Source organism: Streptomyces sp. NPDC041191 (genome assembly GCF_055591945.1).
The window spans coordinates 359,496-386,277 of sequence record NZ_JBVIZC010000006.1; the positions used below are offsets into that span (position 1 = coordinate 359,496).

At 73.6% G+C, this 26,782-nt stretch carries 18 protein-coding genes; 11 read left to right on the plus strand and 7 right to left on the minus strand.

The features are described 5' to 3' along the window. Positions 1–39: 39 nt before the first annotated feature. The 3 genes from ACZ6AQ_RS15020 to ACZ6AQ_RS15030 are packed head-to-tail and all read right to left on the minus strand — an operon-like array spanning position 40 to position 2,756. The gene (locus ACZ6AQ_RS15020; RefSeq protein WP_468760190.1) at positions 40–807 is read right to left on the minus strand and encodes an amino acid ABC transporter ATP-binding protein; all 768 of its coding nucleotides are present in this window, start codon (positions 805–807) and stop codon (positions 40–42) included. Next, positions 804–1,751 carry an amino acid ABC transporter permease gene (locus tag ACZ6AQ_RS15025; protein WP_468760191.1) on the minus strand — a complete coding sequence of 316 codons (948 nt, stop codon included), beginning with the start codon at positions 1,749–1,751 and terminating at the stop codon, positions 804–806. The genes ACZ6AQ_RS15020 and ACZ6AQ_RS15025 overlap by 4 nt, the downstream gene beginning before the upstream one ends. Positions 1,752–1,796: 45 nt before the next feature. After that, positions 1,797–2,756 carry an ABC transporter substrate-binding protein gene (locus ACZ6AQ_RS15030; RefSeq protein ID WP_468760192.1) on the minus strand — a complete coding sequence of 320 codons (960 nt, stop codon included), beginning with the start codon at positions 2,754–2,756 and terminating at the stop codon, positions 1,797–1,799. 538 nt (positions 2,757–3,294) lie between these two features. On the opposite strand from ACZ6AQ_RS15030, the gene ACZ6AQ_RS15035 reads away from it, so the two are divergent. The 3 genes from ACZ6AQ_RS15035 to ACZ6AQ_RS15045 all read left to right on the plus strand — a co-directional run bounded on the left by ACZ6AQ_RS15035 (position 3,295) and on the right by ACZ6AQ_RS15045 (position 7,421). After that, positions 3,295–4,506: an NAD(P)-dependent malic enzyme gene (locus ACZ6AQ_RS15035; protein WP_468760193.1), complete on the plus strand. Its 1,212-nt coding sequence runs from the start codon at positions 3,295–3,297 to the stop codon at positions 4,504–4,506. Between the two features lie 395 nt (positions 4,507–4,901). After that, positions 4,902–5,867, plus strand: coding sequence for a zinc-binding dehydrogenase (locus ACZ6AQ_RS15040; RefSeq protein WP_388698171.1), 966 nt, complete (start codon positions 4,902–4,904; stop codon positions 5,865–5,867). Positions 5,868–6,017: 150 nt separating this feature from the next. After that, a complete protein-coding gene (locus tag ACZ6AQ_RS15045) occupies positions 6,018–7,421 on the plus strand; it encodes a cellulase family glycosylhydrolase (protein WP_468760237.1) in 1,404 nt (467 codons plus the stop codon). A gap of 21 nt (positions 7,422–7,442) precedes the next feature. On the opposite strand, the gene ACZ6AQ_RS15050 is transcribed toward ACZ6AQ_RS15045, so the two are convergent. After that, positions 7,443–8,381: a helix-turn-helix transcriptional regulator gene (locus ACZ6AQ_RS15050; protein WP_468760194.1), complete on the minus strand. Its 939-nt coding sequence runs from the start codon at positions 8,379–8,381 to the stop codon at positions 7,443–7,445. 1 nt (position 8,382) lies between these two features. Beyond that, positions 8,383–9,276, minus strand: a complete 894-nt coding sequence (locus ACZ6AQ_RS15055; RefSeq protein WP_468760195.1) for a DUF4097 family beta strand repeat-containing protein — start codon at positions 9,274–9,276, stop codon at positions 8,383–8,385. 149 nt (positions 9,277–9,425) lie between these two features. Here ACZ6AQ_RS15055 and ACZ6AQ_RS15060 point away from each other — a divergent pair, with 149 nt between their 5' ends. Next, positions 9,426–10,280 (plus strand): hypothetical protein, encoded by an 855-nt coding sequence (locus tag ACZ6AQ_RS15060; RefSeq protein ID WP_468760196.1) that lies wholly within the window; start codon positions 9,426–9,428, stop codon positions 10,278–10,280. 214 nt (positions 10,281–10,494) lie between these two features. On the opposite strand, the gene ACZ6AQ_RS15065 is transcribed toward ACZ6AQ_RS15060, so the two are convergent. Next, a complete protein-coding gene (locus ACZ6AQ_RS15065; protein ID WP_003961784.1) occupies positions 10,495–10,677 on the minus strand; it encodes a DUF6104 family protein in 183 nt (60 codons plus the stop codon). A 109-nt stretch (positions 10,678–10,786) separates the two neighbouring features. Between ACZ6AQ_RS15065 and ACZ6AQ_RS15070 the strand changes: the two genes are divergently transcribed. The 7 genes from ACZ6AQ_RS15070 to fxsT all read left to right on the plus strand — a co-directional run bounded on the left by ACZ6AQ_RS15070 (position 10,787) and on the right by fxsT (position 22,696). Then, a complete protein-coding gene (locus tag ACZ6AQ_RS15070; protein WP_468760197.1) occupies positions 10,787–11,362 on the plus strand; it encodes a CU044_2847 family protein in 576 nt (191 codons plus the stop codon). Continuing rightward, positions 11,359–13,404 carry a VMAP-C domain-containing protein gene (locus tag ACZ6AQ_RS15075; RefSeq protein WP_468760198.1) on the plus strand — a complete coding sequence of 682 codons (2,046 nt, stop codon included), beginning with the start codon at positions 11,359–11,361 and terminating at the stop codon, positions 13,402–13,404. Before ACZ6AQ_RS15070 ends, ACZ6AQ_RS15075 begins: the two co-directional genes overlap by 4 nt. Positions 13,405–13,525: 121 nt before the next feature. Continuing rightward, positions 13,526–14,542, plus strand: coding sequence for an AAA family ATPase (locus tag ACZ6AQ_RS15080; protein ID WP_468760199.1), 1,017 nt, complete (start codon positions 13,526–13,528; stop codon positions 14,540–14,542). Positions 14,543–14,549: 7 nt separating this feature from the next. Further along, entirely contained in the window at positions 14,550–17,699 is a 3,150-nt protein-coding gene (locus tag ACZ6AQ_RS15085) for an SAV_2336 N-terminal domain-related protein (RefSeq protein ID WP_468760200.1), read from the plus strand. Positions 17,700–17,865: 166 nt separating this feature from the next. Then, on the plus strand, positions 17,866–18,063 hold the full coding sequence (locus ACZ6AQ_RS15090) for a hypothetical protein (RefSeq protein WP_388698150.1): 198 nt from the start codon (positions 17,866–17,868) through the stop codon (positions 18,061–18,063). A gap of 276 nt (positions 18,064–18,339) precedes the next feature. Next, entirely contained in the window at positions 18,340–19,617 is a 1,278-nt protein-coding gene (locus ACZ6AQ_RS15095) for an HEXXH motif domain-containing protein (RefSeq protein WP_468760201.1), read from the plus strand. Between the two features lie 58 nt (positions 19,618–19,675). Further along, complete coding sequence (fxsT, locus tag ACZ6AQ_RS15100; RefSeq protein ID WP_468760202.1) at positions 19,676–22,696, plus strand: FxSxx-COOH system tetratricopeptide repeat protein; 3,021 nt, start codon at positions 19,676–19,678, stop codon at positions 22,694–22,696. Between the two features lie 76 nt (positions 22,697–22,772). On the opposite strand, the gene ACZ6AQ_RS15105 is transcribed toward fxsT, so the two are convergent. Further along, the gene (locus tag ACZ6AQ_RS15105; protein WP_468760203.1) at positions 22,773–26,564 is read right to left on the minus strand and encodes a multifunctional oxoglutarate decarboxylase/oxoglutarate dehydrogenase thiamine pyrophosphate-binding subunit/dihydrolipoyllysine-residue succinyltransferase subunit; all 3,792 of its coding nucleotides are present in this window, start codon (positions 26,562–26,564) and stop codon (positions 22,773–22,775) included. Between the last annotated feature and the right edge of the window lie 218 nt (positions 26,565–26,782).

Here is a 26,782-nt window from a genome sequence, read left to right on the forward strand (position 1 = left end):
GGCGGTACGGGGTCCCCGTACCGCCCCTTTCCGCGCGTCCTACAGCACCTTGGACAGGAACGCCTTCGTCCGGTCGTGCTGCGGGTTGCCCAGGACCTCGCGCGGGTCGCCCGACTCGACCACCACGCCGCCGTCCATGAAGACCAGCGAGTCGCCGACCTCGCGGGCGAAGCCCATCTCGTGCGTGACGACGATCATCGTCATGCCCGAATCGGCCAGGTCCCGCATGACGTCGAGGACGTCGCCCACCAGCTCCGGGTCGAGCGCCGAGGTCGGCTCGTCGAAGAGCATCAGCTTCGGCTCCATCGCCAGCGCGCGGGCGATGGCCACGCGCTGCTGCTGGCCGCCGGAGAGCTGCGAGGGGTAGTTGCCCGTCTTGTCCCGCAGGCCGACCCGGTCGAGCAGGCGCTCGGCGCGTTCGCGCGCCACCGCCTTCGACTCGTTCTTCACCTGGATGGGCGCCTCCATGACGTTGGCCAGGGCCGTCATGTGCGGGAAGAGGTTGAAGCGCTGGAAGACCATGCCGATGTCGCGGCGCTGGAGCGCGACCTCGCCGTCCTTCAGCTCGTGGAGCCTGTCGCCCTTCTGGCGGTAGCCCACCAGCCGCCCGTCGACCGAGAGCCGCCCGGCGTCGATCCGCTCCAGGTGGTTGATGCAGCGCAGGAAGGTCGACTTGCCGGATCCCGAGGGGCCGACGAGGCAGAACACCTCGCCGTTGCGCACCTCCAGGTCGATGCCGCGGAGGATGTGGGCGGCGCCGTAGGACTTGTGGACGCCTTCGGCCTTGACCATGGGCTCGCCGGTCATCCGGTCACCGCCGATCGCTTGAAGGTGGTCAGGTTCGCACGGACCCGCTGCCAGGGGGTGGGCGGCAGGCTGCGCGTGGAACCGCGGGAGAAACGGCGCTCCAGGTAGTACTGGCCGACGCTGAAGACGCTGGTCAGCGCCAGGTACCAGAGGGAGGCGACGAAGAGCATCTCCATCACGGCGCCGGCCGTGTTGCCGATGTTCGAGGAGGCCCGCAGCAGCTCGGTGTACTGCACGGCCGAGACCAGCGACGAGGTCTTGAGCATGTTGATGAACTCGTTGCCCGTCGGCGGCACGATCACCCGCATGGCCTGCGGCAGCACGATCCGGCGCATCGTCTTCGCCTGGGACATGCCCAGCGCGTGCGCCGCCTCGGTCTGGCCCTCGTCCACCGACTGGATGCCGGCCCGGACGATCTCCGCCATGTAGGCGCCCTCGTTCAGGCCGAGGCCGAGCAGGGCCACCATGAACGGCGTCATGACGTCCACGGTCTCGTTCTTGTAGACCGGCCCGAGGTCGATGTACTGGAAGATCAGCGACAGGTTGAACCAGACGAGCAGCTGCACGTAGACCGGCGTGCCGCGGAAGAACCAGATGTAGAGCCAGGCCACCGCGCCGGTGACCGGGTTCCTGGAGAGCCGCATCACGGCGAAGAGGACGCCGAGGACCAGGCCCAGCGCCATGGAGGCGACGCTGATGAGCACCGTGGACCACAGGCCGCTGAGGACCGAGGTGTCGAACAGCTTGTCCCACACCGTGCCCCAGATGATGTTGCCCTGGGAGAAGGCGTAGGCGAGCCAGCCGAGGAGGGCGACGACCACCACGGCGCTGACCCAGCGCCCGTAGTGCCGTACGGGAACGGCCTTGATCGCCTCGTACGGGACGCCCGTGGCGCCGGGCCCGGCCGGAGCGGCGGCCGGGTCCTTGCGGATCTTGTCAGTCATGACGACTGCCCTTCAGTGGAGCGGGGAGGCAGTGGAGCGGGGCGGTCACTTGCCGGCGTTGATCGTGGCCGACTTGACCGCGCTGTCCTCGACGTCCCACTTCTTCAGGACCTGCGCGTAGGAGCCGTCCTTGATGATCGCGTCGAGCGCTTCCTTGACCGCGTCGCGGAGCTGGGTGTTCTCCTTCGAGACGCCGATGCCGAAGAGGCCGACGTCGCTCTGGCTGCCGACGACCTCGAAGTCCTTGCCGCCGCCCGAGGTCTTCGCGATGTACGCGGCGACCGGGTAGTCGTTCAGGTCGGCGACCGCGCCGCCCGCCTTGACGCGGGTCTGCGCCTCGGCGTCGCTGTCGAACGCCTGGATGGTCAGCTTCTTGTCGCCGCACTTGGCGGCCTGCGCCTTGAAGGTGTCCTCGTAGATCGTGCCGCGCTGGACGGCCACGGTCTTGCCGCAGAGGTCGTCGAGGGAGTTGACGCCCTGCGGGTTGCCCTTCTTGACCAGGAGGGAGACGCCGGAGCTGAAGTAGTCGACGAAGTCGATGCCCTTGCCGATCTTCTTCCCGTTGTCGTCCAGGCCCTCCTGGCGCTTCTTGTTGTCCGTCATCGAGGACATGACCAGGTCCTGGCGGCCGGAGTAGATCGAGGTGATCAGGCCGTCGAAGGTGCCCGAGACGAACTCGAACCTGACGCCCAGCTGCTTCCCGAGGGCCTGGGCTATGTCCGGGTCGACACCGACGATCTTCCCGCCCTCGGTGAACTCCATCGGGGCGTAGGAGGCGTCCGTGCCGACCTTGATGACGCCGGCCTTCCGGATCTTCTCGGGCAGCTTCGAGAAGAGGGGGGCCGCGTTGGAGGACGAGCCGCCCTCCTTCGTCGTACCGCTCTCGGTCTGGTCACCGCAGGCGGTCAGCAGCATGGAGCCGGCGACCGCGAGGGCGGCGACCGCGGCAAGACGGGAGGTGCGGGTCTTGGCGACGGTCGTACAGCGCGTGGAGCGTGCGGTCATGGTCGGGTTCCTCCGGCGTGTGAGGGGGGGTGCCAGACGGCCACGTACTCACCTTTGAGTGTCGTGGCCTTGTGCGATTACGGCATCTTGCCATTCGGACTGCCCCGAAAAGGCGGCCCCGGATGTCAAAATCGGATAACGGGTGACCCCCGGAAGCCGACAGGCCGGTCCCTCCGGGCCGGATCTTCTTCGGGACATCTCTCTCCATGCCGAAGAATCTCCTTTCCATCTCGCTATCCGGACGAGAGGAAAGGCGTCAATCGGAGAGGGAACGCATCTATCGGGACATCATGTGACGTGTCGCTCTCCGTCCCCGTCCGGATGCACTCGGTATGAGTCGCGTCACCGAGCGGTCATGGACTCGTCCGCGGTGCCGTCCGTCCGGTAAGAAGGACCCTTACACCCCTCATCCGGGGCTCAGGGCGCGTTGTGCGGCGTGCCCGAGCGGCTGCCCGACAAGGCGGCTGCGGTGCCTCCCCACCCCTCCTCAACCGGGAGCGGCCACCCTCAAATGAAACAGACTTAAGGGGTCAACCCAATGGCAGCGGAGATCGTCAATCCTCGCAATGACAGCGGTACGGAAGGAGCTCCCGAAGAGCCCTTCGACCCTGTCTTCGCGCTCCACCGGGGCGGCAAGATGGCCGTGCAGGCCACCGTCCCCCTGCGGGACAGGGACGACCTGTCCCTCGCGTACACGCCCGGCGTCGCCAAGGTGTGCACCGCGATCGCCGAGCAGCCCGAGCTGGTCAACGACTACACCTGGAAGTCCCAGGTCGTCGCGGTCGTGACCGACGGCACGGCGGTGCTCGGCCTCGGCGACATCGGCCCGGAGGCGTCCCTCCCGGTCATGGAGGGGAAGGCCATCCTCTTCAAGCAGTTCGGCGGCGTGGACGCGGTCCCGCTCGCCCTCGCCACCACCGACACCGACGAGATCGTCGAGACCGTCGTCCGGCTCGCCCCGTCCTTCGGCGGAGTGAACCTGGAGGACATCTCGGCCCCGCGGTGCTTCGAGATCGAGCGCAGGCTCCAGGAGCGCCTCGACATCCCGGTCTTCCACGACGACCAGCACGGCACCGCCATCGTCACCCTCGCCGCCCTGCGCAACGCGGCGAAGCTGACCGGCCGGACCCTCGGAGACCTGCGCGGCGTCATCTCCGGCGCCGGCGCGGCCGGGGTCGCCATCGCGAAGTTCCTCCTGGAGGCCGGTCTCGGCGACGTCTGCGTCGCCGACCGCAAGGGCATCGTCAGCCGCGACCGCGAGGACCTCACGGACGTCAAGCGCGAGATCGCCGAACTCACCAACAGGGCCGGCCTGACCGGTTCCCTGGAGAGCGCCCTGGCCGGAGCGGACGTCTTCATCGGCGTCTCCGGCGGTACGGTCCCCGAGGCGGCGGTCGCCGCCATGGCGCCGAACTCCTTCGTGTTCGCCATGGCCAACCCGAACCCCGAGGTCCACCCCGACGTCGCGCACAAGTACGCGGCCGTCGTGGCGACCGGCCGTTCGGACTACCCGAACCAGATCAACAACGTCCTCGCGTTCCCCGGCATCTTCGCCGGCGCGCTCCAGGTCCGGGCCTCCCGGATCACCGAGGGCATGAAGATCGCCGCGGCCGACGCGATCGCGGACGTGGTCGGCGACCGGCTCGCCGCCGACTGCGTCATCCCGTCGCCGTTCGACGAGCGGGTCGCCCCGGCCGTCGCGGCCGCGGTCGCCGCCGCCGCCCGCGCCGAGGGCGTCGCCCGCCGCTGACGCCTCCCCGGCGCCGGGGCCGGTATCCGTACGTGTGCGCGTACGGGTACGGCTTCCGGAACCGGACCGGCGACGGCGCGGTGCGGGTACGGCCGCCCGCCCGCCGGAGGGCCCTGTTCCGATCCGTTCCGCGGATCGGGGCAGGGCCCTTTCGGGTACGCGGGGCCCGGACGGGCGCAGGCGCGGCGGCCGGGCGCCCGGACGGGCGCATGGGCGCACGGGCGGATGAGTGCCGAGGTGGTCCGGGCGCGCCTCAGGGGTGGTCCGGGTGTGTGCCGTCCGGTCCTCCGGGCGCGTGGGGCCGCACCGGGCCGGCCGGCCGGGGCGGACGGGCGACACGGGTCACACCGGAGGACGGTTCCCCCGTCGGCCCGCGGCCCCCTAGGGTCGGGGCCATGTTCGCTGCCTATGCTGCCCGAATCGATCGTGACCAGCCGCTGAACGGACTTGAGTTGGGCGAACGCCCCGCGCCCGGCGCACGGGACGGATGGACCACCGTCACCGTCAGGGCCGCCTCGCTCAACCACCACGACCTGTGGTCGCTGCGCGGGGTGGGGCTGCCCGAGGAGAAGCTGCCGATGATCCTCGGCTGCGACGCCTCGGGCATCGACGAGGACGGCAACGAGGTCGTCCTGCACTCCGTGATCGGCCAGACGGGTCACGGCGTCGGCCCGGACGAGCCCCGGTCCATCCTCACCGAGCGCTACCAGGGCACCTTCGCCGAGCAGGTGACCGTCCCCCGCTGGAACGTGCTGCCCAAGCCCGCGCAGCTCTCCTTCGAGGAGGCCGCCTGTCTGCCCACCGCCTGGCTGACCGCCTACCGCATGCTCTTCACCAACGCCGGGGTACGGCCCGGGGACTCGATCCTCGTGCAGGGCGCGGGTGGCGGCGTGGCCACCGCCGCGATCGTCCTCGGCAAGGCGGCCGGCCTGCGGGTCTTCGCCACCAGCCGGGACGAGGCGAAGCGCGAGCGGGCCGTCGAGCTGGGCGCCGTCGAGGCGTACGAGCCGGGCGCGCGGCTTCCCCGGCGGGTGGACGCGGTCATCGAGACCGTCGGCGCCGCGACCTGGTCGCACTCGGTCAAGTCGCTGCGCCCGGGCGGCACGCTCGTCATCTCGGGCGCCACGAGCGGGGACCGCCCCTCGCACGCCGAGCTGACCCGGATCTTCTTCCTGGAGCTGAAGGTCGTCGGCTCCACGATGGGCTCCAAGGACGAGCTGGAGGACCTGCTGTCGTTCTGCGCGGCCACCGGCGTCCGGCCGGTGATCGACGAGGTCCTGCCGCTGGACCGGGCCAGGGAGGGCTTCGAGAAGATGGCCTCCGGCGAACTCTTCGGAAAGATCGTGCTCACGACCTCTTGATGCGCCGTCGGGCCGACTGATGGGATCTCCGGCACCGCGAACACACCGTCGTGCCGGAGGTTTCCCGTGCTCCCCGTGGTTCCCGCACCCCCGTCGTCTCCCCCGCCCTCCCCGCGCCCCTCACGCCGCGCGCTTCCCGTCCGCCGCTCGATCCCGGCCGCGGGCGTGGTCCTCGCCGCCCTGCTCGCCCCCACCACCGCCCATGCCGGCACCACTGCCACCGCTCCTGCCGGTACCGCTGCTCGTGCCGGGGAGTCCCCGGCGAACGGGATACCGGCCCTCACCGACGACCGCGGCCGCGTCCTCACCCTGCGCGGCTGGAACGTCGAGGACAAGGCGAACCGCGGCGACGCCGCCCTCTCCGCCATCACCGAGAAGCACTTCCGCGACATGCGGGCCAAGGGCTTCAACTTCGCCCGCCTCCTGGTCTTCTGGGACGACCTGGAACCCCGGCCCGGCCGGTACAGCCAGGATTACCTGCGGAAGATCGGGCGGATCCTGGACTGGGCCGACAAGCACGACGTCAAGGTCCTCCTCGACGCCCACCAGGACGTCTTCGGCCCCGCGTTCGGTCACCGCGGCATCCCCGCCTGGGCGACCAGGACCGACGGGCTGCCCTTCACCCCGCGCCCGGACGACTGGTTCTCCGAGTACTTCGAGCCCGCCGTCCAGCGGGCCTTCACCCACCTGTACGAGGACGAGGACCTCAGGCGCGCCCAGGCCCGCATGTGGCGGCTGCTCGCCGACCGCTTCGGCGACCATCCGGCCGTTCTCGGCTACGACCTGATCAACGAGCCGATGGGGGAGGTCCGGGAGGGCGAGGACCTGGCGACGGCGGCCCGGCGCATCGAACGGGACCAGCTCACCCCCCTGTACAACCGGCTCGCGGACGCCGTCCGCCGGGCCGACCGCGATGCCTGGATCTTCGTCGAACCGACTCCGATCGTGGGCGAGGGCGTGCCCACCGGGCTGGGCAGGGTCCACGACCCGAAGGTCGTCTACGCCCCGCACTTCTACAACACCGGCATGGAGGCGGGCGCCGACTACGACCCCGCCGCCGGCTGGATCGAGACCTACGAGCGGGCCGTCACCCTGTACCCCAAGGAGTACAAGGTGCCCGTGGTGGTGGGGGAGTGGGGCCCGCTCAACAACACCCTGCCGCACATGAACCGCTTCTACCGCGAGGCGATGGCCTCCCTCGGCCGGTACGGCTCCGGCTGGGCGGGCTACGTGTGGTGCTACGGCGGCGGCTACTGCGCGGTCGACGGCGCCGGGGCCTTCCGCACCAACAAGGAGCTGACCGCCGAGCCGTACGCCGAGGCGGTCGCGGGCCGCGTCCGCTCCACCGCGTACGACCGGGAGGCCGGGGTCTACCGCCTGTCGTACGACGCCGCCGGGCCGCGCGGCTCCCGGGTCACCGAGCTCTCCCTGCCGCCCGGCGACTGGCGGGTGACGGCCGGGGGCGCGGCCCTCGTCCTCCGTGAGGAGAAGGGCAGGGCCCGGGTCCTCGCGGCCCCGGGCGCCCGGGTGACGGTCACGGTCACCCGGCGCTGACCCGGGGCCCGGCCGGTCTCCTCACTTCCTCGCCCCGGGGCGCAGCAGGTCCGTGATCCGGAGGGCCGCCGCCGAGAGGTGGCGACGGGTCTCGGCCAACTGGTCCCCGGACACCCCGTGGTCGCGGGCCGCGTCCCGGATCTCGTCGCGGAAGCGGTCGAGGAGCCGGTCGAGGTCGCGCACCGGGTCACCGGTGCCCTCCGCGTCCCGCGCCCACTCCGGCACCTCGTCGACCCGGTCGTCGGCGGGAGCGTCGGCCGGGACCGTCGTGGACGGGGGCTCCGGCGCGGTGGTCCTCGGGGCGTCGGCCTTCGGGTGGGTCGTGCCCGTCACCAGGTCACCGAGCTGGGCCGTGATGGTGGAGACGCCCTCCCAGACCCCCGTGGGCCAGTCGCCCCGCGAGAAGCGGTCCTGGACCTCTTTCTGGACCTGCTGGGCGATCCGCTGGAACTCCTTCGCCTGGTGGCGCGCCGACCGGGCCTCCTCGTGGGCCTCGCGCGCCTGCCGTTTCCACTCCTGCTTGATCCGGTGCAGCTCCTCCTTGGTGTCGGCGAACGAGGAGGTCTCGGGCGTCCGGGCCCGGCCGGCCGCCGCGCGCATCTCGCTGCGGACCCGGCCGGCCGCTCCGCGCACGTCGTCGCGGATCTCCGCCGCCAGCTCCGACACCGACTCGCGGATCTCCCGCTCCAGGTCGTCCAGTTCGGCGCCGCGCCCGGCCAGTTCGGCGCGGCCCGCGTCGGTGATCGAGTAGACCTTCCGGCCCCCCTCGCTGGCGTGGGTGACGAGGCCCTCGGCCTCCAGCTTGGCCAGGCGCGGGTAGACCGTGCCGGCCGAGGGGGCGTACAGCCCCTGGAAGCGCTCCTCCAGGAGTCTGATCACCTCGTAGCCGTGGCGGGGCGCCTCGTCGAGCAGCTTGAGCAGGTAGAGGCGCAGGCGGCCGTGGGCGAAGACGGGCGGCATGTCAGAGCACCTTTCCGGTCGGGGAAGCGGGGGAATCCGGGGAAGGGGTGGAGGAAGCGGCGGTGCAGGCGTCCTCGTCCGCCTCGGGCCGGCGGAGCAGGGCGATGGAGCCGGAGAGGGTGGTGGCCTTGAGCGTGCCCCGGCCCGGACCGAGGGTGCCGGTGACGGTCTTGGCCCCCCACTGGCCCCCCACGCGCAGGTCCTCGAAGGCGTTCGACACGGAGCCGCTCGTGGTGCTCGCCTCGACCCGGGCGTCGGCCGGGTGCGGAAGCCGGACGGCGACCTCGCCGGAGACGCTGGTGAGCCGGATGTCGGCGGGCGGCCCGTCGAACCCGGCCGGGCCGAGGTCGACCACCATGTCGCCGCTGACCGTCTCCGCCTTCACGGAGCCGCCGGCGCCCTCGATCACCGTCACGTCCCCGGTCACGGAGTGGGCCCGCAGGGGGCCCGTGACCGACTGCGCCTCCAGGTTCCCCGAGACGCTCTCGGCGCGGACCGGGCCGGAGAGGCCGAGGAGGGTGGTGTCGCCGCTGACGCCCCGCACCTCCGTACGCCCGCCGACGCCGGAGACGACGGCCTCGGCGCCGACCACGCCCACCTCGACGTCGGCCCCCGCGGGGACGGCGACGGAGACGACGGCCCGGCGCCGGTGCTCCTTGCGGTCGAGCCACTTGAGGATGTTCTTCCAGTGGAGGTCCTCGTAGCTCACGGTCAGGGTGGAGCCGTCCTGCGTCACGATCAGCGGCGGGCCCTCGATCTCCGAGATCTCCACGCGGGCGGAGTCCTCGTCCGTCCCCACCACGTTCACCGTGCCGTTGACGATGCGGACCCGCAGGCGCGTCACGGGGTCGGTCGGCGTCAGTTTCGTCGGCTCGGTGACGGACCACTCTGTCATGGTGCTGACCTCCCGTATCGGCGGTGCGACATATCGCGTTTCTCGATGAACACGATATATCGCGGTTCGGTGAAGTCAACCCCGACTCTTCCCTGAGGCGGGAGGGTCAATCACCCCTTCAAGCGGGTGAACTGTCCTAGTTTGGGGACATGAACGCAACGTCCGGACCGAGCCCCGCCGGGGCGCTGCTGCTCTGCCGTGCCGATCCCCCGGCGGTCAGGCCCCCGGCCCGGCTGCTCCGGGAAGAAGTGCTCCTCACCCCCGCCGGCGCGGGCTGGAGCGTGCTCGTACCGGAGGGGAAGCCCTGGCTGCACGGCGGGGAACCCGTCGAACGGGTCGTCACCGGCTGGGCGACCGCCCTCGCCGTCTCGGCCGTCGCCTGGCCCGTCGTCGCGCTGTGGTGGGACCGCGACCGAGCCGGACTCACCCTCGCCGCCGGTTTCCGCCGCACGGTCGGCTACACCTGGCTCGCGGACGGCACCCCCGTCGGCGAGGACGAGGCCATGCGCACCTTCGCCGCCCGGCTCGCCCTCGATCCCGTCCTCGACGTGCAGGCGCTCGAACCGCTCACCGAGCCCGACCCGGAGGCCGACGCCCACCGCAGGCTCGTCGGGGTCGTCGCGGTCCTCGCCCGCACCGGACTCGACCTGCCCGCCGGCCTCACCCCCGGCGACAGCGCCGACCGGCTCCGCTCCGTCGCCCTCGCGCACGGGGCCGAGCCGCTCGGAGGGCCCGCCGACGGGTCCTCCTCCGCCCGGACGAGACCGGGGGTCCGGAGGAGCGACGCCGTGCGCGCCGAACTCGACGCGATGGAGGAGGGGCCCCTCGGCTCGTACCTGCGCGGCCCCGGGGCGCGCCTCCTGGGCGGGGCGCAGCTCGTCGCGGGGGTGCCGCTGCTGCTCTGGGGAGCCGCCCGGCGCAGCGGCGGATGGGCGACGGCCGGTGCCCTGCTCGTCGTCCACGGCGCGCTCGGACTCGCCTGCGACCGGCTGCGGGAGCGGTGACCGCCGGATTCGCCTGCGACCGGCTGCGGGAGCGGTGACCACCGGGCCGGCCTGCGACCGGCCGCGGGAGCGGTGACCACCGGATTCGCCTGCGACCGGCTCCGGGAGCGGCGACCGCGAGCCCCCGGACCATGCCCGCCGGCACGCGGCGGCGGCCGTACGGCGGGGAAGCCGTCATCGCCGCCCGGCGCGTCCGGCGGGTGCCCGTTCGCCCCTACTCGTCCTCGTCCTCGTCGTCCAGACGGGCCAGCCAGGTCGCGAGGCGCTCGACGGGCACCTCGAAGTCGGGGTTGAGGTCGACGAACGTCCGCAGCTGCTCGGCGAGCCACTCGAAGGTGACCTCCTCCTCGCCTCGCCGCTTCTCCAGTTCCTCGATGCCACGGTCGGTGAAGTACATGCGATCAGGATAGGTCGTGGTCCCGCCGTCCCCGCCGTCCCCCTGTCGCCCGTCGGACCCACCGATTAGCCTTCTGGGTCCAACATCGCTTCGGGGAGCGGGGGCCGCTGTGGCACATGGGATCGCTCGGATTCGGCTGGAGGACGGCACGCCCGTGTGGGCCCGGGTCCGCGACGCGGAGGAACTCGGCAGGGGCGGCGGGTTCCAGGACACCGGCGTCAGGGACCGGGTGGTCTCGATGGCCGGAGGGCTCACGGACATCGTGCGCGGGGTGGTCGGCTCGCTGCGCGCCGGGCTCGAACCCCGGGGCCCCGTGGAGGTCGCCGTCAGCTTCGGCATCGAACTGTCCGCGCAGTCGGGCAAGGTGATCGGGGTCCTCGCGGACGGGTCGGGCACCGCCTCCGTCAACGTCTCCCTCACCTGGACCGAACCGGGGCCGGGAGCCGCACCGGAAAACGCACCGGGAGCCGCACCGGAGACCGCGCCGGAAACCGGAACGCGCCCCGCCGCCACGGGCACCGGCGCCGCACCCGCGCGCCGGACGCCGGACGCGCCCCCGGCGCCGCCCGTGCCCCCCGCCCCGCGCACGCCCCCGGCCGTCCCGCCGCCCCGCACCCCGGACGCGGAGGACACCTCCCCCGACAGTGCTCCGCGCGCGCGTCCGGCGGCCGACGGGCCGGCATGAGCGCCTTCGACGCTCTCGTGCGCCCCGCACTGGTACGCATCGCCGCGCCCGGTGACGGGTATGACCCGCACGGCGACCGGTACTGGGGCACCGGCTTCTTCATCGCCCCCGGCTGGGTGCTGACCTGCGCCCATGTCGTGGCCGAGGGGGGAAGCGCGGTGTGGAGGAGCGAGCCGGCCGTCGGCATCACGTGGGAGGACGGGAAGAAGACCCACGAGGCCACCGGCACCGTCGTGCTCGCCCTGCCGCGCCCCGACCGCCCCGAGGACCCGCCCGACCGGTGGGCCTTCCCCGACGTCGCGCTGCTCCGGGTGCCCGGCACGCAGAAGGCGTCCTGCGTGCGCCTCGGCGAACGCCCGCCCGTCCCGCCGGCCGCCGTCGGCCTGCACGGCTGGTCCCGGGAGACCGGCGAGCTCGGCGTCCGCCACGTCCGGGGCACCCTGATCGGCAGCGACGGACAGGCTCTCGTCACCGACTGGGTCATGCCCGTCGAGGGCTGTTCCGGCGGCCCCGTCGTGGACCTCGCCCAGGGCGCCGTCGTCGGCCTCAACAAGGGACGCGGGCGCGACGGCGGCGCCGTCGTCCCCGTCACCGCCCTGCGCCGCCTCCACGACCTCCCCGGCGGCGAGGCCATGGGCGAGGCGCTGCGCGCCCACGACCGCCACCACCTCGCCCGCTACCGCTCGCTCGACGACCGCCCCGACTGGACCCGCGCGCAGCGGCTGCTGCCCGCCCCCCACGGCGTCAGCCCCGGCCTGCGCACCCAGCTGTACGGACACTTCGCGGAGCTGCCCGCCCCCACCGCGCCCGGCGAGATCATGGACCTGATCGACCGGGTCAAGGCGTGGATCAGGGACGACGACCTGCCCGACGCCCTGGAGGACGACCCGCGCACCTGGAGCGAGGGCGCCGGACTCCTCCGGGGCCTGCGCACGCCCCGCGGGGACGGCGTCCGCGACCTCGACCTCGACGCCGTCCTCCTGTACGCGGCCCACGTCGTCCGGCACGTCTCCGAGCGGTACGGCGAGCGGGCCGACACCGCCGCCCTCACCCGCTGGATCGTCGACGAGTCGGGCGACGCCGACCGCCACCTCCGGCGCGAGATCCAGGGGCTCGTCGGCCCCGGCCGCCGGACGCCCCTCTCCGTACGCGAACCCCGCGCGCGTGCCGACGTCCTCCTGGAGATCGACACCCCCCGCTACGACCGGCGCTACCCGTGGCGGGTCAAGCTCCTCCTGGACGGACACACCGTCAGCCCGCTCCACTGCGACGACCGGGGCGTCGAGCGGGCCGCGCTCCGGGAGACCCTGCGCGAACCGCTCGCGGACGCCCTGCGGCGCGGCGACAGCGGGCCGCACCTGGCGGCCGTGGAGGCGGTGCTGCCGCGTGAACTCTTCGACGAACCCCTCGACACCTGGCGGCTCGAACCGCCCCAGGGGCCCGAGGACGCCTGGGGGACCACCCTCGGACAGCGCCGGATCGTGGTCATCCGCGACGCCCGCCGCCACGGCCGCGAACCGGCCCCCGAATGGCGCGAGCGCTGGGCGGCGGGCGAGCGCGGGCCGCTGCGCGCGGTCCCGCTGCGCGCCGAGGTGCCCGGTGCGGGCCCGGACGCCCACACCGCCCGCGTACGCCGGGAGACCTGGGCGGAGACGTACGACCGGCTGCGCGACGCCGAGGGCGGCGCCGTCCCCGTCCACTGCGGCCCGGTCGGCAGCGGCGACGGGCTCATGGCCATGAACGCGGCCCTGGCCGCCGGCCATCCGCTGGCCCTCTGGCGGACCGGCGCCCACGACCACACCGACTGCGCGGAGTTCCACGAGCGGGCCGACCGGCTGCTCGCGGACGCCGCCACCGCCCGGGGCGTGCGCGGCCCGGTCCGCTCCCTGCGCACCCGCGCGCCGGACCGGGCGGCGGGACCCGAGGCACGGGCCGCCTACGCGTGGGCCGAGAGCATCGCCGTCCTCCTCGACCCGCCCGACCGGCCCCCGCACGGCGGACGCCTGGAGGCCCCGCCCCTGCTCGGCGAGGGGGAACAGTGACCGCGGCGAACAGCGGGACGACGGCACCGCGATCCGTCCGGAACGGGCACCGGCAGGGACCGCCCCCGGACGGTACCTTCGACGGGCCCGGCATCGACACCACAGCCAGGAGGAGTCCATCGTGAACGATTGGCGGATCTACCGTGGTGCCGGTCTCCCGCACGACGGGATACGGCGCCTGCCCGCCCCGCCGCCCTGGCGCGACTTCTCGACCGGCGGCGCGGACGACACCCTGGCCGGTTCCGACCGGAGGCTCGGCGTCCGCCGCAGGCTCGTCCAGAACCACCACCCCCGGCCCGCCGAGACCGACGCGGTCAACGCCGCCCTGTACCTGCGGCGGCCGCTCCTCGTCACCGGCAACCCCGGCACCGGCAAGTCCACCCTCGCCCACGCCGTCGCCCACGAGCTGGGCCTCGGACGCGTGCTCCGCTGGCCGATCGTCAGCCGCACCACCCTCCAGGACGGCCTCTACCGGTACGACGCCATCGGCCGCCTCCAGGACGTCCAGCTGGAGCGCGCCCGGCCCGAACCGACCGGCTCCGCCGCCGCGACCCCGGCCGGCATCGGGTCGTACATCCGGCTCGGACCGCTCGGCACCGCGCTGCTCCCCTCCGAACAGCCCCGCGTCCTGCTCATCGACGAACTCGACAAGAGCGACCTCGACCTGCCGAACGACCTCCTGAACGCCCTGGAGGAGGGCGAGTTCGCCATCCCCGAGCTGGAGCGGCTCGCCGACCGGGAGCCCGTCGTCGAGGTCCTGAGCGACGACGGGCGCAAGGTGCGCGTCCTCGGCGGCCGGGTCCGCTGCACCACCTTCCCCTTCATCGTCCTCACCTCCAACGGCGAACGGGACTTCCCCGCCGCCCTGTTGCGCCGCTGCATCCGCCTGGAGCTCGAACCGCCCGGCGAGGAGCAGCTCGGCGCCATGATCGAGGCCCACCTCGGCGCCGAGGCCGCCGCCGGCGAGGGGGAGCGGAACCTCGTCCGGCGCTTCCTCGACCGCGAGCCCGGCGAGGTGATCGCCACCGACCAGCTCCTCAACGCCCTCTACCTGACCCAGCACGCCTCCCGCGCCGAACGGGTCACCAGGGAACGCATCGCGGACATGCTCATGCAACCGCTCGATCAGCCGAGGTGATGACCGGATGCGCCGGCCGCACCTGGAGGAACTCGCCCGCAGACTGCGGGCCGGCGGCCGGGAACCGACCGCCGAGGACATCGCGGACGCCCTCTGGCTGGCCCGCTGGCTTCCCGGACCCCCACCGGGCACCCCGGACGGGGCCGCGCCGCCGCCCGGGACGCGCGAGGACGGCGTCGGCGACCGGAACGAGCCGCCGGCGGCACGGGACGCGGACGGTTCCGCGACGAGGGGCGGCCCCCCGGGGGAGGCGGGCGGAGGGACCCGGGAGGACGGGACGGCCCCGGGCGAGGACACCCGGCCCGGCCCCGCCCGCGACTCCGTGGCGCTGCACATGGAGGCCGGGGCCCCCGGCGCGCGCGGCGGCGCGGGGCGCGCGGAACGCGGCGCCGTCCTGCCCGTCCGCGCCCCCGGCGCCAACGCCCTGCCCGGACTCCTCGGCCTCCAGAAGGCCCTGCGCCCCCTGCGCGGCTACGCCCCCGCGCCGCACCGCCCCGGCGAGGGCACCCTGGACGAGGAGGCCACCGCCGAACGCAGCGCCGCCGCCGGCATCCTCACCCCCGTCCTGCGCCCCGCCGCCGGCCGCCGCCCCGACATCCAGCTCCTCATGGACACCGGGCCCGCCATGGTCGTCTGGAGCCGGATGGTCGAGGAGCTCCGCCAGGCGTGCCAGCAGTCCGGCGCCTTCCGGGACGTCCAGGTGCACCGCCTGTACGACACCGGCGACGGGCCCCCGCTCGTCACCACCACCTCCGGAGCCGACGGCCGGCCCCGGCTGCGCCCCGTCGACCAGCTCCACGACCCCACGGGCCGCCGGCTCACCCTCGTCGTCAGCGACTGCGTCGGGCCCCTCTGGCAGCGCGGCGCCGCCCAGCGCCTCCTGCGCCAGTGGCCCCGCCACACCCCGCTCGCCCTCGTCCAGCCCCTGCCGCCGCGCCTCTGGCCCCGTACCGCGCTCCCCGCCGAACCCGGCACCTTCCGGCGCTCCGCGACCCCCGGCGGCCACCCCGCCTTCCGCTCCGACGACGACCCCTGGGCCGCTCCCGACCCCGGCCGCCGTGCCGTTCCCGTCCTCACCCCGACCCCCGAGGCGTTCGACTCCTGGACCCGGCTCCACACCGGCCACGGCGGCGACGCCGTACGCGGCTGGGCCGCCTGGCTCGATCCCGAGACCCCCGGGGCGCGCGGAACGGCCGGTGCGCGCGCCCCCCGCCCGCCGCGCGGCGAGGAAGAACTCCTCCGCTCCTTCCGGGCGGGCGCCTCGCCCGGCGCGCTCCGGCTCGCCGTCCACCTCGCCGCCGCGCCCCTGTCCCTGCCCGTCATGCAGCTCGTGCAGCGCGCCATGCTCCCGGACACCGGCCCCATGGAACTGGCCGAGGTCCTGCTCAGCGGGCTCCTGCGCCGCCTGCCGGGCCCCACCCCGTACCCCTGCTTCAGCTATCCGCCCGGCATCCAGCGGCACCTCCTCGGGTCGCTCGACCCCAGCGCCGCCGCCCTCGTCCTCAAACACTGCTCCGCCTACGTGGAGCGCAATTTCGGCCAGGGCACGCGCAACTTCCCGGCGCTCGCCGCCGCCCGCCTGGCCGGGGCGGAGGCCGGAGAGACCCCGGGGGCCGGGACCGGGCAGGGCCCCGGACGGCCCGCCCCGCCCGACGCGACCGACGAACCCCCCGGCCCCGAAGGCGTCGAGACGGAACTCTTCGCCCGCATCCCCGCACGCGTGCTCCGCTTCTACCACCCCGACCTGATCACCCCCGACCCGCTCACCGAGGCCCGCCGCCTCCTCGGACAGGGCCGCGGCCAGTCCGACCCGGCCCTCCTCACCGACGCGCGCGAGCGCGCCGAGGCCGCCCTGCCCGCCGAACCCGTCGAGGCCCGGATCGTCCTCGCCCGCGTCCTCCTCGCGGAGGCCGACACCGCGGCCGCCCGGCGCTCCGGCCGGCGCGCGGAACTCCTCGGACGGGCCGCCGACACCCTCGTACGGGCCGGGGAACTGGCCGGACCCGGCGACGAGGCGTGGGCCGAGGCCCGGCTGGAACTCGCCGTCGTCCACCACGCACTGTGGCGCGACACCGACGACCCCAGCCACCTCGACGCCGCCCTCGCCGCTCTCGCGGAGCCTCCGGAGCGCTGGCCCGGGACCACCCGGCACACCCTCCACCTGCGCCGGGGCCGGCTGCTCCTGGCCCGGGGCGACGGCGACGCCGCCGCGGCGGAGCTCACCGCCGCCCTCGGCCTCCGGGAGAGCGCCGCCGTCCTCCTGGACCTCGCCGACGCCCTGCGCCTCGCCGGGGCCGGGCCGGACCGCGTGGCCCCCGTCCTCGACCGCGCCGAACACCTCCTCGGCGACGGACGCGCCCTGCGGCTCCGCTTCACCACCGCCCGCGCCCGGCTGTACGACGCGGCCGGTGACGGGGCCGCCGCCGACGCGGCGTACGAGGAGGCCACCCTGCTCGCCCCCGCCGACAGCGGACAACGCGGCCTGACCCTGCTGACCTGGGGCGGATCCCTGCTGCGCCGTGCCACCGCCGACACCGGCACGGGCCCCGTCGACCGGGCCGAGGGGGTCCTGCGCGAAGCCCTCACCCGGCTGCCCGCCGACGCGCCCGAGCGGGCCGGGGCCCGGGCCCTCATCGGCAGCGTGCTCGCCCTCCGCTTCCACCGGGCCGGTTTCCTGCCCGACCTCTTCGAGAGCCGCCACCTCCTGGAACAGGCCCTGCGGGGCACCGCCGACCCGGGGGAGCGCGCCGAGATCTGGCTGCAGCTCGGACGGGTGAGGCTCGAACTGGCCGAAACGGGACGGGACGGCGTGATCGGCGACGCTCTCGCCGCCTACCGCAACGCGGGGGAGGAGTCCCGCGCCGCCCACGGCGACGACCCGGGCACGGTCACGGGCGCCCGCGCGTTCCACGGGCAGGGAGCCGTCCTCCTCCTGATGGACCGTCCGGGCCGGGCCAGGACCGCGCTGCGCACCGCCGCCGCACGGTGGAGCCGGCTCGCGGGGTTCCTCGTGGAGGTGGACCGGGCCGACGTGGAGCGGACCAGGAGCCTGCTGGAGGAGGCCGGAAGGACGACGGACGGGGGGTACGGGAGGAGGTCCGACGAGGAGCGACGCGCCGTCATGCCGCCCTGGTGGGCCTGGGGCGGTGCCACGTGAGGGGGGTCGCGGGGACGCCGTCCGGCGGGCCCCTCCCGGACGGCCGGACGACGGGGGCGCACATGGCCGCAGTTGAATCGAAAGGGTTTCCGGTCCGGTGGCGTCGGGAAGAACCGCTGCGCCGCTACGACCGTGGGGGACAGGCGCCGGTGAGGAGGAGCCGAGAGTGTTCGAGCGTACGGAGTGGGCGACCGGTGTCGGCCGCGGGGCCGGCCGGCCGCCGCGACTCCCCGACCTCGCCGCCGTTGACCTGCGGACCTTGCGCGTCACCGACGACGCCGCTCTCGGAGCCGCCGTCGAGCACGTGCTGCGGCACCCCTCGGACCTCGTGGTCTCCTGGCCCGAGGACGCCGTCCTCGACTGACCCCGGAGGGCCCTCCGCCGCCCGTCCGCGACCGTCCGGCGCCCGTGCCGACCGATCGTTTCCGGCCGAATGCGCCGCTGGTGACCGGCCGACGGCCCCCGCCCCCCGCGGAAGCGACGGACCGGCTGCCGCGATCACCCGTACGTCCTGCCGGTCCGGAGTTCCCGTCCCCCGTGCGCGCCGCCGGTCCGGAGCCCCAGCCCCCTGTGCGCCCCGCCGACCCAGGGCTTCCGCCCCCCGTACGCTCCGTCGGCCGGTCGCCACCCGGGGGCCGGTGTGATCGCCGCGTCGCCGCGGGCCGCGGCCTTCGAGGCGCTGGCGTCCACCCGGCCCGCCGCCGCCGGGGCGGCGTTCCTGCGGTCGGGTGCGCACGCGCGCCGGCTGCTGCTGCTCAAGGCCCTCCTCGTACGGGTGCGGCGCCACCGGGAGGAGATCGCCCCCGAGGCCCTGCGCGGCTTCGAGGAGGCGTGGCGGCTCCTCGAACGGACCGAGCGCTCCCACCCCGCCGCCGTCCGCGCCGTCCTCGACTACCCGACCACCGGAGCCTGGCTCGCCGCCGCCCTGACCGCGCCCCCGGGCCCCGCCCTCGACGGCCACCTCGCCCGCCTGGAGCCGGTCGCCACCACCGCCGCCCTGCGCGCGGGCCGGCCGCTCGACCTCGTCGTCCGCGCCCCCGGCGGCGTCCTGTCGCTGCCGGGCGTCGGGAGCGTCCTGACGGGACCCGGGCCGGTCCGCGTCGCCTCCCGCTCCCACGTCGTGCGCGTCCACGCCGAGGACGCCCCCGGCGCCCCGGCCGCGATCCTCCGGCTCGCCGACGCCCGTTCCGGGACCCTGACCGGCAGCGGCCCCGGCTGGCGCGGCCTGCGCCGGTTGTCCGGCGGAGCCGCCCGCCTGGACGACCTGGACCCGTACCGGGTGCCGCCCGGCGGGGTGGGGACCCCCGCCCGGCACGCGGCCGAGCGCGCCGACGTCGACCACGCCGTCTGGTCCGGGCACTGGCGCGCCGCCCGGGACCTGCTCCGGCGCACCGACCGGGAGCGGGCGGCGGAGGTCGGGCGCACGGTCGGCGCGCTCGTACCCCTGCGCCCGTACGGGCCGCGCTCCGTCGGCGCCACCCTGAGCGTCGCCCCCGGAGCCGTCCTGATGACCCCCTCGGCCGGCGCCTGTGACATGGCCGAGACGCTCGTCCACGAGCTGCACCACAGCAAGCTCTCCACCCTCCACGAACTGGTCCCCCTCTACCGGCCCGGGGACGCCGCGCTCCACCGGGTCGGCTGGCGCGGCGACGCGCGCCCGGTCTCCGGGGTGTTCCAGGGGGCCTACGCCCACCTGGCCCTCGCCGATCTGTGGCGCCGGGCGCGGGACGCCCCCGGCGCGCTCCGGGCGTGGCGCACCCGGGCCGCGCAGCAGTTCGACCACATCCACGATCAGGTGGGCGACGCGCTGACGATCCTGCTTGAATCCGATGAACTGACGGACGAAGGGCGGGAGTTCGCCCGACACATGCGGCGGCTCCACGCGAGCCTCGGCGCGAGTCCGAAGGCCCGTGGGTAACACTGTGCCCACGGCACATGACACTGCGTTGCGCGCGAGCGGGACGGGAGACGTACAGATGGCGGAACAGCGGTCGGGCGGAGGCGGGGAGAACCACGGCGGCAGGTCCGCCCCCGAGCACGTCCTGGTGGTCTTCCCCGGTTACCACCGCCCCTGGGCGGCCTGGATCACCCAGCGCCTCGAAGCCCACGGGGTGCGCGCCACCCTCCAGCGCTGGGACCCGCCCCGCGAGGTCCCCCTGGAGGACTCCCTCGGCGACCTGCTGCTCGCCCGCGGACAGGTCCTCCTGGTCCTCAACGACTGGTTCTTCGAACTCGGCCCCCGCCCGGCCGGCGAGTGGAACGACGTCCTGCGCGGCTTCGTCGCCGCCCACGCCGACCGGTTCGCCGCCGTCAACCTCACCAACCGCACCCTGCTCCCGGCCACCGCCGTCCTCGAACCCGTCGGCCTCTGGGGCGTCGGCGAGGAGGAGGCCGAGGCCCGGCTGCTCAGCAGGCTCGCCGTCGAACCCCGCCGCGCGGGCCGCCGCACCCCGCCCGGCACACCCGCCCGCTACCCGGAGACCCCGCCGGAGATCTGGGGCGACGTCCCGCGCCGCAACCACCGCTTCACCGGCCGCGACGACCTCCTCACCGAACTCCAGGAACGCCTCATGGACGCCGAGCGCGGCAACGCCGCGTGCACCCTCCTGGGCATGTCCGGGATCGGCAAGACCCAGATCGCCGCCGAGTACGCCCACCGCTTCAGCCCCGACTACGACGTCATCTGGTGGGTCAGCTCCGACGACCGCAACGTCCAGCGCGACCGCTTCGGCGAACTCGCCGTCGAACTCTCCCTGCCCACCGGCAGCGAACCGGGCGAACGCATCCGCGCCGTACGGGAGGCGCTCCGCCGCGGCGACCCGCACTCCCGCTGGCTCGTCGTCTTCGACGGCTGGGACGCCACCGAGGGCGTCGAGGTCATGCTCCCGCAGGGCCCCGGCCACGTCCTCATCACCTCCCGCAACCGCGCCTGGCGGGAGCACACCGACGTCCTGGAGATCCCCGGCTTCGACCGCGCCGAGTCCACCGGCTACCTGATGCGCCGCGCCCCGCACATCACCGCCGCCGAGGCCGACGAGGTCGCCGCCGAGTTCGGGGACGTGCCCCTGCCGCTCGTCCAGGCCGCCGCCTGGCTCGGCGAGTCCGGCATGGAGGCCCCCGAGTACCTGCGCATGGTCCGCGAGGGGCGCCTCTCCAGCGTCGACGAGCCCCCGGCCGGCGACGGCGTGCCCAACGCCTCCCTCACCTCCTGGTCGATACTGATCAACCGGCTCCGCCGCGCCCAGCCGCAGGCCGTCGACATCCTCAGCCTGTGCGCCTCCTTCGCGCCCGGCCGCATCCCGCTCGGCATCGTCCGCGCCTACCCCCAGGCGCAGCTGCCCGAGGACCTGCGCTGGATGGCCACGGACCTGCCCGCCTGGACCCGCGCCCTCGACACCCTCGTCAACTACTCCGTCCTCACCCGCGAGTCCCGCGGCCCCGTCAGCAGCGACGAGATCGGCCCCCACCAGGAGTCGATCCACATGCACCGCCTGGTGCACGACATCGTCTCCCGGCTCACCGACGGCGAGCACCGCGACGCCCACCGCAAGGCCGTCCGCACCCTCCTCGCCGAGGCCGACCCCGGCAACCCCACCGACAGCCGCCACTGGCCCCGCTACTCCGAACTCCTGCCCCACCTCGAACCCTCCGGGGCGCTGCGCAGCACCGACGCCCGCATCCAGGTCGCCGTCCTCAACTGCCTGCGCTTCTGCGAGCGCAGCGGCGAGTACAAGGCGGGCGTCCGGCTGGCCCGGCGCATCCGCAACGAGTGGACCTCCTTCATGGACCCGCTGGCCCCGCACATGCAGGAACTGACCACCCTGGAGGGGGACATCCTGCGCCGGTACGGACGCTTCCGCGAGGCGTACGAACTCGACCTCGTCCAGCGCGACCGGCTCGCCGCCGCCCCCGTCAGGGACGAACTCGGCGCACTCCAGACCAAGATCTCCCTCGCCCGCGACCTGCGCTTCCTCGGCCACTACCAGGAGTCCGAGGGCCTCCAGCGCGAAGCCCTGGAGGAGGCCCGGAGCCTGCTCGGCGAGGCCCAGAGCCTCACCCTCGTCGCCCGGCACAACCTCGGCGTGGTCCTGCGCATGCTGGGCCGCTACCAGGAGGCGTACGAGCAGGACGTGGACACCCTCGCCCGCTGCGAGAACATCCTCCGCCCCCGCCACGCCTCCACCCTCAACTCCAACAACGCCGTCGCCCAGGACCTGCGCCTGCTCGGCCGCTACCGCGAGGCACTGGCCCGCCAGGAGGCCAACGTCCGGCTGCACGTCAAGATCCTCGGCCCCCAGCACCTCCACACCCTCTACGCCCGCAGCCAGCTGGCGCTCTGCCGCCGCCGGGAGGGCGGTTTCAAGGAGGACATCGGCGCCATGATGGCCGGTGTCCTCGAACACCTGGAGCAGGCGTACGGCCGCGACCACTACGTGACGCTCTCCGCCGTCACCAACTACGCCAACTTCCTGCGCGAGCACGGCGACCTCGACCTGGCCAGGGAGCTCATCACCGAGGCGGAGGCGGGCTACCGCGCCCTCCTCGGCCCCGCCCACCCGGTCTCCACCGGCGTCCTCGCCAACACGGCCCTGGTGATGCAGGCGTCCGGGGAGCGGACGGCGGCGATGACGATGCTGGAATCCGCCCTCGCCGGCCTCACCGCCACCCTCGGCCCCGACCACCCCTGGGTGCTCGGCTGCGCCCTCAACGCGAGCGCCGCCCGCAACTTCAACGGGCGCGTGGCCGAGGCGGCGGAGCTCAGCCGGGAGACCCTCCGCCGGGCCCGGCACGCCATGGGCCACGAGCACCCGCTGACCCTCTCCTGCCAGATCGCGCTCGCCACCGACCTGCGCGGCCTGCGCGAGACGGAGGAGGCCGGGAAGCTGGAGGCGGACGCCCTGCTGGCCCTCTCCCGCTCCCTGGGGGCCCAGCACCCGCACACCCTGTCGGCCCGCCAGCGCAACCGGCCCTACTGGGACTTCGAGGCCAACCTCTGAGCACCCCGGAACGCCGGAGGCCCGGCACCCCACCAGGGGTGCCGGGCCTCCTTCCGTACGCGTACGGAACGGTCGGTCAGGCGTCGAAGACCTCGTTGACCAGCTGCTGCTGCTCCGCCTGGTGGCGCTTGGCCGAGCCGACCGCCGGGGAGGAGGAGTGCGGACGCGAGATCCGGCGCAGGCGCTCGCCCGCCGGGATGTCCGCGCCGACCGCCAGGTCGAGGTGGTCGATCAGGTTGAGCGCGATGAACGGCCAGGCACCCTGGTTCGCCGGCTCCTCCTGGGCCCACAGGTACTTCTCGGCGTTCGGGTACTTGGCGATCTCGGCCTGCAGCTCGGCACCCGGCAGCGGGTACAGGCGCTCCAGACGGATGATCGCCGTGTCCGTGACGCCGCGCTTCTGACGCTCGGCCTCCAGGTCGTAGTAGACCTTGCCCGCGCAGAAGACGACCTTGCGGACGGCGGCCGGGTCGACCGACCCGTCGCCGATCACCGGGCGGAAGCCGCCGGTGGTGAACTCCTCCACCGTGGACGCCGCGGCCTTCAGGCGCAGCATCGACTTCGGGGTGAAGACGATGAGCGGCTTGTGGTGCGGGTTGTGCACCTGCCAGCGCAGGAGGTGGAAGTAGTTCGACGGCAGCGTCGGCATGGCGACCGTCATGTTGTCCTGGGCGCACATCTGGAGGAAGCGCTCCGGGCGCGCGGACGAGTGGTCCGGGCCCTGCCCCTCGTAGCCGTGCGGCAGGAGCAGCGTGACGCCGGAGGTCTGGCCCCACTTCTGCTCGGCGGAGGAGATGAACTCGTCGACGACGGTCTGCGCGCCGTTGACGAAGTCGCCGAACTGGGCCTCCCAGATGACCAGGGCGTCCGGGCGGGCCAGCGAGTAGCCGTACTCGAAGCCCATCGCCGCGTACTCGCTGAGCAGCGAGTCGTAGACGTTGTAGTGGGCCTGGTCCTCGGTCAGGTAGAGCAGCGGGGTGTAGTCCTCGCCGGTCTCCTGGTCCACCAGGACCGCGTGGCGCTGGCCGAAGGTGCCGCGGCGGGAGTCCTGGCCGGAGAGCCGGACCGGGGTGCCCTCCATCAGCAGGGAGCCGATGGCGAGGGTCTCGCCGAAGCCCCAGTCGATGGTGCCGTCGTCGATGGAGGCGGCGCGGCGCTGCATCTGCGGCAGCAGACGCGGGTGGACCTTGATCCGGTCCGGGACGTTGACCTGGGACTCGGCGATCCGCTTCACGACCTCCTGGGAGACCGCGGTGGTGACGGCGACCGGGAACTCGGCCTGGGCGTCCGGGACGTGCACCGAGGACGGCGTGGCGGTGGTGGCCTCGCGGACCTCCGCGAACACCTTCTCCAGCTGGCCCTGGAAGTCCTGGAGCGACTGCTCCGCCTCTTCCAGGGTGATGTCGCCGCGACCGATGAGCGACTCGGTGTACAGCTTGCGCACCGAACGCTTCTTGTCGATCAGGTTGTACATCTGCGGGTTGGTGAACGAGGGGTTGTCGCCCTCGTTGTGACCGCGGCGGCGGTAGCAGATGAGGTCGATCACGACGTCCTTGTTGAACGTCTGGCGGAACTCGAAGGCGAGCCGCGCGACGCGGACCACGGCCTCCGGGTCGTCGCCGTTCACGTGGAAGATCGGCGCCTCGATCATGCGGGCCACGTCGGTCGCGTACATCGAGGAACGCGAGGACTCCGGGGCGGCGGTGAAGCCGACCTGGTTGTTGATGACGACGTGGACCGTGCCGCCGGTGCGGTAGCCCCGCAGCTGCGACATGTTCAGCGTCTCGGCGACGACGCCCTGGCCGGCGAAGGCCGCGTCGCCGTGGAGGGCGATCGGCAGGACGGTGAAGTCCGTGCCGCCCTTGTTGATGACGTCCTGCTTGGCGCGGACGACGCCCTCCAGGACCGGGTCGACCGCCTCCAGGTGCGAGGGGTTGGCGGTGAGCGAGACCTTGATCTGCTCACCGTCCAGGCCGGTGAAGGTGCCCTCGGCGCCCAGGTGGTACTTCACGTCGCCGGAGCCGTGCATCGACTTCGGGTCGAGGTTGCCCTCGAACTCGCGGAAGATCTGCGCGTACGACTTGCCGACGATGTTCGCCAGGACGTTCAGCCGGCCGCGGTGGGCCATGCCGATGACGACCTCGTCGAGGCGCGACTCGGCGGCCGAGTCGATGACCGCGTCGAGCAGCGGGATGACGGACTCGCCGCCCTCCAGGGAGAAGCGCTTCTGGCCGACGTACTTCGTCTGCAGGAAGGTCTCGAACGCCTCGGCCGCGTTCAGGCGGCGCAGGATGCGCAGCTGCTCCTCGCGCTCCACGCGGGAGTGCGGACGCTCGACGCGGTCCTGGATCCACTTGCGCTGCTTCGGGTCCTGGATGTGCATGAACTCGACGCCGGTGGTGCGGCAGTACGAGTCGCGCAGCACGCCGAGGATGTCGCGGAGCTTCATCATCGACTTGCCGGCGAAGCCGCCGACCGCGAACTCGCGCTCCAGGTCCCACAGGGTGAGGCCGTGCTCGGTGATGTCCAGGTCGGGGTGCTTGCGCTGCTTGTACTCCAGCGGGTCGGTGTCGGCCATGACGTGGCCGCGGACCCGGTAGGAGTGGATCAGCTCGAAGACGCGCGCGGCCTTGGTGACGTCGTCGTCGTGCGAGGCGTCGATGTCCTTGAGCCAGCGGACCGGCTCGTAGGGGATGCGCAGGGCCTTGAAGATCTCGTCGTAGAAGCCCTCCTCGCCGAGGAGCAGGTTCGCGACGATCCGCAGGAACTCGCCGGAGGCGGCGCCCTGGATGACCCGGTGGTCGTAGGTCGAGGTCAGGGTCATGACCTTCGAGATGCCCAGCTTGTTCAGGGTGTCCTGGGAGGTGCCCTGGAACTCGGCCGGGTAGTCCATCGAGCCGACGCCCATGATGACCGACTGACCGGGCATCAGGCGCGGCACGGAGTGGACGGTGCCGAGGCCGCCGGGGTTGGTCAGGGAGACCGTGACGCCGGAGAAGTCCTCCATCGTCAGCTTGCCCACGCGGGCGCGCTTGACGATGTCCTCGTACGCCTGCCAGAACTCGAAGAAGTTGAGCGTCTCGGCCTTCTTGATGCCCGCGACGACGAGCTGGCGGTCGCCGTTGGGCTTGACCAGGTCGATCGCGAGGCCGAAGTTGACGTGCTCCGGCTTGACCAGGGTCGGCTTGCCGTCCTTCTCCGCGAAGGAGTGGTTCATCGACGGCATGGCCTTGATGGCCTGCACCATCGCGTAGCCGATGAGGTGGGTGAAGGAGATCTTCCCGCCCCGGGCGCGCTTCAGGTGGTTGTTGATCACGATCCGGTTGTCGAAGAGCAGCTTCACCGGGACGGCGCGGACGGACGTGGCCGTCGGCACCTCCAGGGAGGCGTTCATGTTCTTCGCGACCGCGGCGGCGGGGCCGCGCAGCGTGATCAGCTCGGGACCGGCCGGCGCCTCGGCGGCCGGGGCGGCCGCGGGCTTGGCGGCCGCGGGCTTGGCCGGGGCCTGCTTCACCGCGGCGGGGGCCGGAGCGGGGGCCGCGGCGGGCTTGGCGGCCGGAGCCGGAGCCTGGGCGGGAGCGGGCACGGAGGCCGGAGCGGCAGGCGCGGCCTGTGCGGGGCCCCCCTGCGGCGCGGCGGGCGTGCTCTGCGTGGTGGGCGCCGGGGCGGTCGGGGTCTCCGACGCTCCGGGCTTGTAGTCGGCGAAGAAGTCCCACCAGGCACGATCGACCGAATTCGGGTCCTGGAGGTACTGCTGGTAGATCTCGTCGACGAGCCACTCATTGGCACCGAAGGCGGTCGCAGGGTTCTGGCCCTGCCCGCCTTGGTCGGTCGGGGAGCTCGGGGTACTGGGGGACTGAGACGACACGGCGGCAACCGCCCTCTTCCGCTTCACAAGGTGATGGACAGCGGAAATAAAGGCTACGCCTGTCCGGCCGGGAGGTGCAGGCCGGGCACTCCAACGTCGCGCAAGTCACACTTGACGAGGTGTTTCGGGGCCCTGAATGGCGGGAAACAACCGTGGTTTCGCACGTGTCAGGGTACGGAAAAGCGCGAGCGCGGCCCCCTTCGGCCGCACCCCTGTTC